Source organism: Bradyrhizobium pachyrhizi (assembly GCF_001189245.1).
GTDB classification, from domain to species: domain Bacteria; phylum Pseudomonadota; class Alphaproteobacteria; order Rhizobiales; family Xanthobacteraceae; genus Bradyrhizobium; species Bradyrhizobium pachyrhizi.
Window position 1 is genome coordinate 448,725 of record NZ_LFIQ01000039.1, and the last position, 12,627, is coordinate 461,351.

A 12,627-nucleotide genomic window follows, 5' to 3' on the forward strand; every position below is an offset into this window, starting at 1 on the left:
GCTTCCCGACCGGTGCGGCTTCGCCGCGTCCGAGCGCGAGGCCGAGTGCGAAATTGCGCGATTGCGCGGTCGAGCAGCTGAGCAGGAGATCACCCAATCCCGACAGGCCCGAGAGGGTTTCGGTGCGGGCGCCGCAGGCGCGGCCCAATCTTGCGAGCTCGCTGAAGCCGCGCGTGGTCAGCGCGGCGAGCGCGGAGGCGCCGAGATTCTTGCCGACCACGATGCCGGCGGCGATCGCCAGCACGTTCTTGGCCGCGCCGCCGATCTCGACGCCGCGCACGTCGGTGCTGTGATAGGGCCGGAAGGTCGCCGAGCCGAGCGCCTGTACCAGCGCGCGTGCGAGCGCTTCGTCCCTGGTGGCCAGCGTGACGGCGGTCGGCAGTCCGCGCGCGACGTCGTCGGCGAAGCTCGGCCCCGACATGATCGCGGGCACGGCGCGCGGCGCGGCTTCCGCGATCACCTCGGTCATGAATTTATGCGTGCCGTGCTCGATGCCCTTGGCGCAGGCGATGACAGGCGTGTCGGGTTTGAGATACGACGCAAGATGCCCAACCGCGGCGCGCAAATGCTGCGCCGGTGTCACGGCCAGGATGATGTCGGCGTGCGCTGCGGCGGCGATGTCCGACGTCACGGCGATACCGGGATGAAGCTGGACGCCAGCCAGCCTTGGATTGACCCGCGTCGCCTGGATCTGCGCGGCATGCTCGGCATTGCGCGCAAACAGCGTCACCTTGCGCCCGGCGCGCGCCGCGACATCGGCCAATGCCGTGCCCCAGGCGCCGGCTCCGATCACGCTGACTGACATATGCGCGGGCATCAGGCGGGCCTGTCTTCGCTCCATCTCCCCGCTCTTGCGGGGAGAGGGTTGGGGTGAGGGGCTTTATCCGCGAGCGAGCCGAGTGTTGAGACCTGTACCCCCTCACCCGGAATGCTGCGCAATCCGACCTCTCCCCGCAAGCGGGGCGAGGTGCGACGGTGCCTGATGCGCACTCCGTCGTACATTGTTCAATATCCGGCGCGGCTGTTGGCGTAGCCGGCCGGCGCCTTGGCGTTGGCGTCGAGCAGCCAGCGCGCGCGCGGCGGCGCCTCCATCGTGTCGGTGAGGCCAAGCGCCAGCCGCTCGGCACCGGCCCAGGCGATCATCGCGCCATTGTCGGTGCAGAGCGCCGGCGGCGGGATGATCAGCGTGGTCTGCGCCTTCGCTGCAACCTCCTGCAGCGCGCTGCGGATCGCATGGTTGGCCGCAACGCCCCCGGCCGCGACCAGCGCGCGCGGCGTGCCGAACCGCTCCTGAAACAGCTTTAGGCCGACGTTCAGGCGGTCCGCGGTCGATTCCAGCACCGCAGCCTGGAAGCTCGCGCAGAGATCGCTGACGTCCTGCGGCTCGAGCGGCTCCAGCCGGCTGGCTGCACTGCGCACCGCGGTCTTCAGTCCCGAGAGCGAGAAATTCGCATCGGGCCGGCCGAGCATCGGGCGTGGAAAGTCAAACCGCGTCGGGTCGCCGCCGGCGGCCGCGCGCTCGACCTCCGGTCCGCCGGGATAGGGCAGCGACAGCATCTTCGCCACCTTGTCGAACGCCTCGCCCATCGCGTCGTCGACGGTGGTGCCGAGCCGCACATATTCACCGACGCCGACCACGGCGACGATCTGGGTGTGTCCGCCCGAGGCCAGGAACAGGCAATAGGGAAACGCCAGCGCGCAGGTCAGCCGCGGCGTCAGCGCGTGCGCCTCGAGATGGTTCACCGCGATCAGCGGCGTATCGTGCACCATCGCGATCGCCTTCGCGGTGGTGAGACCGACGATCACGCCGCCGATCAGGCCGGGGCCCGCGGCTGCCGCGACGGCCGACAATTGTCGGTAGCCGACGCCGGCCTCCTTCATGGCGGAGGCGACGATGCCGTCGAGCAGGTCGACATGGGCGCGCGCCGCGATCTCCGGCACCACGCCGCCGAAGCGGGCGTGCTCGTCGGTCTGCGAGCGCACCACGTTGGAGAGGATTTTCGCCTGCCCGTCAGCCTGGCGCTCGACCACGGCGGCCGCGGTTTCATCGCAGGTGGTCTCGATCCCCAGCACCAGCATCGGTGGTTCGTGTCCCAATTTCGGTCCTTGTGCTACGAGCATGATCCGGACGGGCCGGAACCGGTTTCCGGCAAGATGATGCTCATCAAAACGTCCGCTCCGGGGTAGCATTGCGAGGTCTTAAAGTGCAATCGGTCGCCAACGTCCAATTTATACGGCTGGAGGCCTGAAACCCTGACAATCCTTGTCACACGACCGCATCCGGACAATGACGCGACGCTCGCGACGCTGCGCCAACGCGGCTTTGACGCCCTGTCGGCGCCGGTGCTGCGCTTCGAGCCGGTGCCGTTCCGTGGCGACGACGATGCGGATTATGATGCCGTCATCCTGACCAGCGCCAATGCGCTGCGCGCGGTCGACCTCGCGACCAGTCGCTTGTTGCGGCTGCCGTTGTTTGCGGTCGGGGCGCATACCGCCGATGCGGCGCGCGCCGCAGGCTTCGACAAGGTGATCGTGGCGAAGGGCGATGCGGTCTCGCTGCGCAATCTCGTGCTTGCACGGGTCAAGGCCGGCGAACTCGACGCATCGGCGACGCTGCTCTATCTCGCCGGCGCCGACCTGTCGCGCGATCTCGCCGGCGAGCTCGGCGAGCGCGGGCTCAGCGTCGTCACCCACACCACCTACCGGATGGCGCCGGTGGCCGCCTTCCCGAGGGAGGTCAGCGACGCCTTCATGGCGAACCGGATCACCGCGGTGCTGCACTATTCCCGCCGCAGCGCGCAGGCCTTTCTGGACACGGTACGCGCCGACGGGATCGAGATTTCGGCGCTCGCCTTGCCGCAATGCTGCATCTCGGCGGCCGTCGCCGCGGTGCTCCATGACGCCGGCGCGACCAAGGTGGTGGTGGCGGCGCGGCCGGACGAAAATGCCCTGCTGGAGGCGCTCAGCCGCACCCTGCGGCCGAGGCCGGAATAATTCTTTCGTCTGACCATGATGTTAGGCAATGCTCGGTTATTCGGATCGTGCTCTAAGAACCTGGGCCGATTCTGGTAGAGTGTGCGGCCAGTAGTTTTGAGGACCCCCGCGATGGCTGAAGAAAGGCCAGACGACCCAGGCTCTTCGCCGGATTCCCGGCCCAAGCGCGCGCCGCCGACCATCGATCTTCAGGCGACCGAAATCTCCAGCGAACCGTCGAAGGCGGAGGGGGCCGAGGAAGCCGCCAGGGAGGCTGACCAGGATGCCGGCAAGGCGTCTGCGGACGCGGCGACGCCTGAGGCCGAGCCCCAAGGCGACGCCGCACCGCAAGCGGAGCCGCAGCCCGAGACCGCCTCCGCGGCGCCGGACGCCGAACCGGCGCGGCCGGTGTCGCCCTGGGTGGTGGCGCCGATATCCGGCGCCGTCGCGGCGGCGCTGGTGATCGGGGTCGGCTGGCTGCTTGGCTGGCCCGTCGTGCAGCCGGTCCCGGCGCCGCAACCCAATGCCGCCATCGACGAACTCGGCACGCGCCTGAGTGCGCTGGAATCGAAAGCCGGCAGGCCGGTCGCGGCGGCCGCCGATCCCGCGGCGACGGCGCGGCTGGAGGCGCTCGACAAATCGATCGCCGCACTGCGCACCGAGCTCGCCGCGACGCGGGCGCAATCCGACAAGCTTGCGGCGGCTGTCAATGACGCGAAAGCCGCGCCGCGCGATGGCGCGGCTGCGGCTGATATCTCCGGCATCACGGCGCGCATCGACAAGATCGAAGGCGCGGTGAAGGCGCAGGGCGCCGCGATCGCCAGGCAGGACAGCAAGATTGCGGACACCAAGGCCGAGGCGAAGGCCGACGACGTGCCGCTGCGCCGCGTCGTTGCGGCATCGCTGCTCGACGTCGCGGTGCGTCACGGCGATCCCTATGCCTCCGCGCTCGAGGCTGCGAAAGCGCTGTCGGATGACGCCGAGGTGCTGAAGCCGCTCGAGACGTTTGCGACCTCAGGCGTGCCGAGCCCGAACGCGCTGTGCCGCGAGCTGGTGGAAATCGTGCCGCGGCTCGCGCCGCCGGCGGCGGAAGCTGCGGCGGCGAATGCCGGGCTGGTCGATCGTCTGAAGGCCGGTGCCTCCACGCTGATCCGCATCGAGCGGACCGACGGCACGGGGACCGATCGCGGCAGCATCGTCGCGCGCGTGACATCGGCCGCCCTGCATAATGACCTCGCATTGACCGAGCGTGAATTGAAATCGCTGCCGCCGTGCGATCCGCCGGCGGCGCAAGCCTGGCTCGCCAAGGTGGACGCGCGCCGCGCCGCGCTCGACGCGTCGCGTAAATTTGCCGACAACGCCATGGCGGCGCTCGCCACGGTCAACCAGTAAGTCTTTGCAATAGGTTCTCGATGATCCGGATCATTCTGTTCCTGCTGCTGATCGCGCTCGCTGCAGCAGGTGCGGCCTGGATGGCCGATCAGCCCGGCGATCTCGTGCTGAATTGGGGCGGCTTGCGGCTGACGTCCAAGCAGCCGATGTATCTGCTCGGCCTCGTCGTCGTCGTCGCGATGATCGCCGGCGTGATCCTGCGCGGGCTCTGGAAGATCCCCTCGCACATCCGTCGCGGCCGGCGCGAGCGGCGTCACGCCCGCGGCCGCCACGCCATCACGCAAGGCTTGCTTGCGATCGGGCATGGCGACTCCTCGGCGGCGCGCGCGCATGCCGAAGTGGCGCGGCGCCACGCCGCAAACGATCCGCTGGCGCTGCTGCTGCACGCGCAATCGGCGCAGCTCGACGGCGATCGCGACGGCGCGCAGCGCGCCTTCCGCGCCATGGCCGAGCGCGAGGACACGCGGCTGCTTGGCTTGCGCGGTCTGTTCATCGAGGCGCAGCGCGCCGACGATCCGGTGGCGGCCGTGATGATCGCCGAGGAAGCGCTGAAGATGTCGCCGTCATCGTCATGGGCCTCGCATGCGGTGCTCGGCTTCTGCTGCGCCAAGGGCGATTGGGCCGGCGCGCTGTCGATCATCGACAACAACCAGAGCGCCGGATTGATCGACAAGGCGACCTATCGGCGGCAGCGCGGCGTGCTGCTGACGGCGCGGGCGCTGGAGTTCGAGACCGTCGATCGCGATCTGTCGCGCTCGAGCGCGATGGAGGCGGTCAAGCTGGCGCCGACGCTGATCCCGGCCGCCGTGCTCGCAGCGAAGTTCGAGAGCGAGGCGCATCAGGTGCGCCGCGCGATGCGCATCGTCGAGACCGCGTGGCTGGCGCAGCCGCATCCCGATCTCGCCGACGCCTATTCGCATGTGCGGCTCGGCGATTCCGCGCGCCAGCGCCTGGTGCGGGTCGAGACGCTGGCGGCGAAAACGCCTGGACATATCGAGGGCGCGCTGGCGATCGCGCGCGCCGCGATCGACGCCGCCGAGTTCGCCAGGGCGCGTGCGGCGCTGGAGCCGTTTATCGCGGCGCCGACGCAACGCGTCGCGCTGTTGATGGCCGAGATCGAGCGCACCGAGCATGGCGACAGCGGCCGGGCGCGTGCCTGGACCCTGCGCGCCGTGCGCGCGCTGCACGATCCGGTCTGGGCCGCCGACGGCTATGTGTCGGACCGCTGGCGTCCGGTCTCGCCGGTCACCGGCCGGCTCGACGCCTTCCAGTGGCAGACCCCGGTGGCGGCGCTGCCGTCCGACAAGGGCCATGCGATCGAGTCGTCGCCCTTCGAGGAGGCGATGCTGGCGCCGCGCCGGGTCGAGCCGCCAAGGGAAGTCGCCAGCGAGCCTGAAGTGGCCAAGCCGGCCGAGGTGAAGCCAGTCGAGGTCAAGCCGGTCGAGGTCAAGCCCTTGGAGCCGGCCGCGCCGACGGTGCAGGATAACGCCCCGCTCCCGGCGGCCATCGAGGCCGAGCCCGCCCCGGCCCCGCCCGAACCCGCCGCGCTGGAACCGGCTCCCCCTCCGGCCGCCGAATCGGCATCCCCGGCACCGGCCCCCCTGTTCCGGTCCCGGACCGACCTGCCCAAAGCCGCACCGGCGCCGATTCCGGCCGTGATCCCGATCATCCGGGCTCCCGACGACCCCGGGGTCGACGAGGACGGCCCGGTGGACGAATTTGCGGAACAAATCGGCCCGCCCAAGGCCCAGGTGGGCGGTTGGCGCGGATTTCTGTCACGTTTGGGAAGCTAATTCGCGGTTAGATAACCGCTGTGTGGTTCGATAACCGCGTTTTCCTTGCCAATCGGGGTCATGCCCGATATCAGGTGGCCGCGTGATCCGGCCGTTGCCGAACGGTTCGCCGCAATAGCTCAGTTGGTAGAGCACGTCATTCGTAATGACGGGGTCGGGGGTTCGAATCCCTCTTGCGGCACCATTTCTCAGCCAGAAGTGAAGCTTGCTCCCAGCGCGCATTAAGGCGCCTGGATGCGATTTGCTCAGAGCGTCGAACCCCTCGCACGCGCCGGTAGACCAAGTTCTAGAGGCGCTATTTCAAGGGGTTGGGCAGATGCTTCCGAAAATCGCCCACGTGATCATCATCGGGCTCTCTGAAGAAGAGCGCGGCAAGCTCGATGAAAGCACCCGCAAGATACTTCACTTCAGCGATCCTTCCTGGGAATACAAATCGTACGGCTGCGGCACCTTGCCGGAAGCCGCGGCGATCGCGAAAGAGATGGCGCGAGTCGATATCTTTTATGTTGCGGGGGGAGCTGAGTCCGAATCCATACCGTACGAAAAGTTCGGTCTCGAACTCGACTACGAGATACTAGGGGAGCTGATGGAAAATCATTCCAGCAAGCCGGTGGTCAGCTATGCGAGGCCTGATCGGCCGAACAAGCTCGCAACGGCAATCTTTGCGCTTTGGCGTGACCGCAGCAAGTCAACCTCAGCTTGACGACATCGATGCTTTTCTCGACCGGGCTCGCTCTTGCCGCCCGCCTGAAGCCTAGATCCGCGCTCCGCACAATCCGCTCATGATCGCAATCGCGATCAGGCCGCCGGCTGCAAGCCCGGTCGCCCAGATCCGGTTGGCAGCTGTGGTGGCCACGCCATGCGCGATCAGGATGCCGCGCAATCCCGACGCGAGATGCGCGAGCACGAAGAAGACGCCGAGCGCGTAGTGCGGCACCAGGCGAATGCTCCAGGCGTCGTGGATCAGGCCGGTCGGTGCGCCCGACGCCCAGGCCCAGTTGGTGTCGATGTGGTGGACGGCCCGCGCCGAGATCAATGCGGAGTTCAGATGGGTGAGGATGAATGCCGCGAGATAAATGCCGGAGCCGATCTGAAACACGCGGTAGGCATCCGCCGGCTGCGCGCTCCAGCGCCAGGCGAGCCGCATCCCGATGGCGACCTGGAACAGCATCAGGCCGACGAGGATGGGTTCGACGACGGACGATCGATAGACTGAGCGCCCCATCTTCATCATGGCGGCATGAACCTCAGGTCCGAGCCAACCCAGCAGATGGTTGGTGAGGTGAAACGCGACGTAGAGCAGGATGATCGCTGCGGCGACGCCGTGCGTCACGCGCCATTTGGCGATGGATGGGGTAATCGCGGCTGATTCTGCCGGGCGCACTTGCTCGCTGCCGAGCAGCACATAGAGGCACGCGGCCAACCAGCCCGCGACCCAGACAAGCTCGTCGCTGACGGGGATGTGCAGCAGGCCAAGACCGACGCCGGTCAGCACGAACAAGGGCGGCGTAGCGGTGCTGGCATAGGCGAGACGGCGGGCGCGCAGCTCGAACGACGAAGGCTCGGCCTTGGTCATCCAGTACGCGCAGGCAAGACCCAGCAAGGGCGCGGCGGTCGTGGCCAACAGGCAAAGCGCCGCCAGGACCAGTCGCCCGAACGACATCGGACCAGCAGCGGGAGAGACCGCGAGATGAAATGCATCGAGCAGGAACGGATAGGCCATCGCTCCAGCTGCCGGGATCAGCCAGCGGAGCTTTTCGGCGGCCGTATTCGCCAAGCCATTGTCGGCGGGCCGTACGCGGCCTTGTTCGAATGCACTCACTGAGTTTCTCCGGAGTTCGGGCGTCGTGAAGGAGAAGGCCAAACCGACGAGTCTATTCCCAAGGCATCATCGGAGCTGCGGAAGGCGAGCTTGTGCTAGACGCTGGCGTGCACGGGCGACGGCGTTGCGCCGAGACCATGTCTCAAGGCCATAACCTACAGCGATACGGTCCCACCGATAGGACCAAGTTCCAACAATCCGACTGGACCATGCCAAGGTTCCTTTCGGCGTGCCACAAAATCAAGTTCAAGGGTGAAGGCAGATTCGCCTAGCGGATTCACGGGTTGATCTTGTAAGCAGGTTGCTATGCAAAGCACGGCCAAATCGCGGGCCGGAAGCGGACAGGGCGAGCGGCCAGATTCGCGGATCGCCGTCTCTGCCTCGAAGCTCGCCACCGCCGATCTCAACAACCTCATGCGGGCACTTGAGATCGATGTCGTCGCGCTCACCGAAATGCTGATTCCATCAGGCCATCGCGCCGAGATGGGGACGATCGATGCGCCGGCGGTCCATTACACCATTAGTGGCAGGGGACGAATTTCGATCGGCGATGGGCCTTGGATGTCGCTCGAACCCCATCTCCTCATCATCAAGCCTCCGAGTACCCCGTTCGTAATCGAAGTCGACGGAACCAGCGGCCCGAAGAAGCTCATCTCCCGCGATTGCTGGAAGCAGCATGACAGCGTGTTGCGTATCGCAACACCGACCGAGCAGCTCGAGATCATCCAGATCTGCGGCTTCTTCAACGCATCCTTCGGACAATCCGTCGGGTTGTTTCGCGAATTGCGCGAGCCCGTGGTCGAGAAATTCGAGCCGACGGACAAGATCGACCTGAAGCTTCGCGAAGCGGTCGAGGAGCTTTGCGTGCAGGAAATCGGTATGGGCGCCATGACGGCGTCCCTGCTAAAGCAGGTCATCATCGCCCTGGTGAGGCGGTCGATGAAGTCCTCCTGCAGCTGGACTGATCGGTTTTCGATTCTCGCGGATCGGCAGATCACGCGTGCATTCGCCGATATGGTGGCGCGTCCGGGGGCCGCTCATACGATTCAGAGCCTTGCGCATAGCGCGGGTCTGAGCCGGTCGGCATTCATGGCGAAGTTCTCGGAGATCTTTGGCCGTTCGCCGATGGCCATCCTTCGGGATCTCAGGATGCGGCAGGCGGCGCTCGATCTCACGACGACGTCAGCCCCAGTCGATGTTGTGGCCTACAACGCCGGCTACGAAAGCCGGTCAAGTTTCGTGCGAGCATTCCGCAAAGCCTACAACGTTGATCCGAGCGAGTACCGGCTGCGCGTGAAGCACGGTGCGAGTGGTACGGGCGCTTGAGCCAAATACCGCCTCCGAGGCAGCTCTCCCGGCAAGCGAGCGATTTTGAATGGGCGTGCCGATAGCGACATCCGCTCATCTATTGAAACTGTTCGTCGGGCTATCGGCGTTGGCTGAGCTCGCTGCCTGATCGAAGAAAAAACTGGAAACGGCAAAGGCCGAAAGCAAGCCGCGTCGGCTCGTGCTTGCCCGACGCTGCGCCTCAACCGGGCTCTTTTCCGTTCCCTAGAGCATGATCCGGAAAAGTGTGAAGCGGTTTTCCGAAGAATCATGCTCAAAAAGAGCTAAAGCGCGATGACGATTCAACCCAATCTCATCGCGCTTTAGCCAGATTCGCGCACACTCGGCGCACCGATCCTCGGCGTTGGCCAGCTCCGGAGTCCAGAATGCGTGTCCGCGCGTCCAGGAACGCCCGACGCGTGTTTCATCGCGCCGGGACCAGTGGCAACGTGGCTTCAGGAAATGCGCCGCGTCGATGGCATCGATTCAATATCCAAGGTCATTCGAGCCATCGAGTTTCGCCTTCCGGTTTTCGCTCGTCTGAAAAGGAGTTCGGAAGATGATGAGCTGCCGCACTCAGGCAGGTGCACGATGAAGGCAATCGTTGTGACGGACCAAGCGGCGGGAACGGCCGGAATGAAGCTGGTGGAGCGGCCCGAGCCGCAGGCCGCGATAAACGACGTCGTCGTTGAGATTCGTGCGGCGGGATTCACCCGGGATGAGCTGACGTGGCCCTCGACTTGGACCGATCGCCGCGAGCGTGACCGAACACCGTCGATCCCCGGCCACGAGTTGGCTGGAGTGGTCACCGCCCTCGGCTACGGCACGGCGGGGCTGTCGGTGGGACAGCGGGTATTCGGTCTCGCGGACTGGTATCGCGACGGCACCTTGGCGGAGTATGTGGCCATCGAGGCGCGCAACCTCGCGCCGCTGCCGGGCGATGTCGATTTCACGGTGGGCGCGGCCCTCGTGATGCCAGGCCTTACCGCGTGGCAGGGGCTGTTCGATCACGGGCGGCTTCGGGCGGGGCAGAGCATCCTTGTGCACGGTGCCGCCGGCGTCGTCGGTTCGATGGCAACCCAGCTCGCACGTGAGGCCGGTGCTTACGTCATCGGCATCGGACGGGCTGCCGGCCGTCAGACGGCCCTCGACTTCGGCGCACAGGAGTTCGTCGACCTCGACAACGAAACTCTGGAAGATGTCGGCGGAGTCGATCTGGTGTTCGATGTCCTTGGCGGCGACATCGCGAAGCGGTCCGCGCGCGTGATTCGAGCCGGAGGAACGCTGGTGACCATCGCCGGTCCGACGGATGCACGGCCCGCTGACGGCCGGACGGTAGACTTCGTCGTCGAACCCGATCGCGCCCAACTGAATGAGATTGTCCGGCGGGCGCGTGACGGACGTGTGCGGACAAACATCGGCAGCGTGGCTGCCCTCGACGATGCCGTTGCCGCCTTCAATCCGACCGAGCGGATCAGCGGGAAGACGATCATTCGCGCTCGTCCGTGAGCGGAGCGCGCCTATCGATGAATGCGGCCGGCCGGCTCTCAAAGAGAGCGAAAGCACTCTCGTGCCTCAACCTATCACGTCACTCATAGGACCAACCATGACCAACGCTGTTATCGAATGTATCCTGAGCCGCAGCTCTACGAAGTATTACGACCCTGCCGCCACCCTGAGCGACGACCAAATCCGAGAGCTCGTGCGAATCGGCACCGCCGCACCGACATCCTTCCACGTGCAGAACTGGCGCTTCATCGCCGTGCGCACGCCTGAAGCCAAAGCTCGGCTGAGTCCGATCGCTTGGAATCAACCCGCGATCACCGACGCAGCCGTTACCTTCATCGTCTGCGGCAAGCTGGCCGATTCCAGCGTAATACCAGAGCGGCTGGCGCCGCTGGTGGAATCGGGCGTCATGCCGGCGAAGATGGTGCCGGAATGGGAGATTCCCGCGCGCAATCTGTACATGGAGTACCCACAGCGCCGGCGCGATGAAGCGGTACGAACCGCCTCTTTCGGCGCGGCGGCGATCATCTATGCGGCCCGCTCGCTAGGCCTGGGTTCGACGCCGATGATCGGTTTCGATGCCGAACCGGTGCACCGCGAGTTCGGCTTGGCCAGGGACGAAGTGCCGGTCCTGCTGTTGGCCGTGGGGCCGGAGCGTCCGGGAAACTGGGCGCAGAAGCCGCGCCGCCCGGTGACCGATGTGCTGCACCTCGTATAACGTTAGTGAAATCAGCTATTTACGGAGATTGCTGATGGCTCGAACTGCATTGCCAACGCCGGCTCAGATGCCGGCAGATTCGAAACCGACTCTCGATGGGTTCACCAGGAACATCGGATTCACTCCGAATATGATGGCGACCTTCGCGCTGAGCCCGATCGCGTTCAACGCATGGGCCACCCTGCTCAGCTCTTTGAGCAAGGCGCTTGACGTGAAGACGCGTGACAGCATCGGCCTCGCTGTCTCCGAAGTGAATGGGTGCAACGACTGCCTGACGGTTCACAGCTTTACGGCCGAGCATATGGCCAAGCTGCCGGCTAATGAAATCATTCTCGCTCGGAAGGGTCATGCCAGTGATCCGAAGCGGGACGCCGCTCTCCAGTTTGCGCGCAAAGTCATCACGACCCGCGGCAAGGTCGGTGACGCCGATATGAAAGCCGTCCGGGACGCCGGCTACACGGATGCGAACATCATGGAGATCGTCGCGTTAGTGGCCATGTACTCCCTGACGAACTTTTTCAACAACGTGTTCGATCCCGAGCAGGATTTTCCCGCCGTCGCGCCGGCTGGCTCGATCTGAGCTCTATCCGATCGCATCGCGTTTTTCGAAGATGGTTGGAGATTTCATGTGATGCGAGCGTAAGACGGGACAATTCGTCTCGGCCGATCCGAACGCCCGCTACGCCCGCGCCGGGGAGAGGGGAGCATGCGCCTCGCCGGCACAATCGAACGACTCGGTCAACGTCCCGATGCTCCGGATCCGAACCACGAATGGAAACAAGCCGGTAGATGCTGCGTCGGGGGCTCAAGCCTTCGCCGTCCTGCAAAGGGGGGGCTCCAGAGGGCTATTGAGTAGAGATAGTTCTCATCTTCACCCGGCGCGGCGCACCAGCCCTCAAGCGGTCAGCCCGGAAACGGCGGCCGCCGGCTCCTTTGCATGGGGTTGTTTTCGATATTTTGGTGGGCCGCAGCCGCCGGGCGCGATGGTGCCACTCTCGAAGGGGCACAGGCGTTCAACGTCGTCCGGCCGTGTCGGGCCAGCGGAAGGTGGTTGCGGTCAGAAAGCGAAAGCGCCCCTGGATCTGATCCAGGGGCGC

The 12,627-nt window shown here is 65.7% G+C and carries 11 protein-coding genes and 1 tRNA gene; 9 read left to right on the forward strand and 3 right to left on the reverse strand.

Annotated features, from left to right (window positions below; genetic code table 11):
* Both AKL29_RS06885 and tsaD read right to left on the reverse strand, forming a co-directional pair.
* Window positions 1-817: NAD(P)H-dependent glycerol-3-phosphate dehydrogenase (locus AKL29_RS06885; protein ID WP_244481799.1), on the reverse strand; the 817-nt coding region annotated here is incomplete at its 3' end.
* 188 nt (window positions 818-1,005) lie between these two features.
* A complete protein-coding gene (gene tsaD / locus AKL29_RS06890) occupies window positions 1,006-2,079 on the reverse strand; it encodes a tRNA (adenosine(37)-N6)-threonylcarbamoyltransferase complex transferase subunit TsaD (protein WP_050383554.1) in 1,074 nt (357 codons plus the stop codon).
* Window positions 2,080-2,253: 174 nt separating this feature from the next.
* Here tsaD and AKL29_RS06895 point away from each other — a divergent pair, with 174 nt between their 5' ends.
* The 5 genes from AKL29_RS06895 (at window position 2,254) to AKL29_RS06915 (ending at window position 6,861) form a co-directional block, all read left to right on the forward strand.
* Window positions 2,254-2,994 (forward strand): uroporphyrinogen-III synthase, encoded by a 741-nt coding sequence (locus AKL29_RS06895; RefSeq protein WP_050383555.1) that lies wholly within the window; start codon window positions 2,254-2,256, stop codon window positions 2,992-2,994.
* A gap of 111 nt (window positions 2,995-3,105) precedes the next feature.
* Window positions 3,106-4,365 (forward strand): COG4223 family protein, encoded by a 1,260-nt coding sequence (locus AKL29_RS06900; protein ID WP_050383556.1) that lies wholly within the window; start codon window positions 3,106-3,108, stop codon window positions 4,363-4,365.
* 20 nt (window positions 4,366-4,385) lie between these two features.
* Entirely contained in the window at window positions 4,386-6,158 is a 1,773-nt protein-coding gene (locus AKL29_RS06905) for a heme biosynthesis protein HemY (protein ID WP_050383557.1), read from the forward strand.
* Between the two features lie 108 nt (window positions 6,159-6,266).
* A tRNA-Thr gene (locus AKL29_RS06910) sits at window positions 6,267-6,342 on the forward strand.
* Window positions 6,343-6,474: 132 nt separating this feature from the next.
* Window positions 6,475-6,861, forward strand: coding sequence for a hypothetical protein (locus AKL29_RS06915; protein ID WP_050383558.1), 387 nt, complete (start codon window positions 6,475-6,477; stop codon window positions 6,859-6,861).
* 51 nt (window positions 6,862-6,912) lie between these two features.
* On the opposite strand, the gene AKL29_RS06920 is transcribed toward AKL29_RS06915, so the two are convergent.
* A complete protein-coding gene (locus tag AKL29_RS06920) occupies window positions 6,913-7,980 on the reverse strand; it encodes a hypothetical protein (protein WP_152977452.1) in 1,068 nt (355 codons plus the stop codon).
* A gap of 306 nt (window positions 7,981-8,286) precedes the next feature.
* On the opposite strand from AKL29_RS06920, the gene AKL29_RS06925 reads away from it, so the two are divergent.
* The 4 genes from AKL29_RS06925 (at window position 8,287) to AKL29_RS06940 (ending at window position 12,110) form a co-directional block, all read left to right on the forward strand.
* Window positions 8,287-9,306 (forward strand): helix-turn-helix transcriptional regulator, encoded by a 1,020-nt coding sequence (locus tag AKL29_RS06925; RefSeq protein WP_050383560.1) that lies wholly within the window; start codon window positions 8,287-8,289, stop codon window positions 9,304-9,306.
* A gap of 591 nt (window positions 9,307-9,897) precedes the next feature.
* Complete coding sequence (locus AKL29_RS06930) at window positions 9,898-10,815, forward strand: NADP-dependent oxidoreductase (protein WP_050383622.1); 918 nt, start codon at window positions 9,898-9,900, stop codon at window positions 10,813-10,815.
* 97 nt (window positions 10,816-10,912) lie between these two features.
* The gene (locus AKL29_RS06935) at window positions 10,913-11,530 is read left to right on the forward strand and encodes a nitroreductase family protein (protein ID WP_050383561.1); all 618 of its coding nucleotides are present in this window, start codon (window positions 10,913-10,915) and stop codon (window positions 11,528-11,530) included.
* A 34-nt stretch (window positions 11,531-11,564) separates the two neighbouring features.
* Window positions 11,565-12,110, forward strand: a complete 546-nt coding sequence (locus AKL29_RS06940; protein WP_050383562.1) for a carboxymuconolactone decarboxylase family protein — start codon at window positions 11,565-11,567, stop codon at window positions 12,108-12,110.
* Window positions 12,111-12,627: the final 517 nt, after the last annotated feature.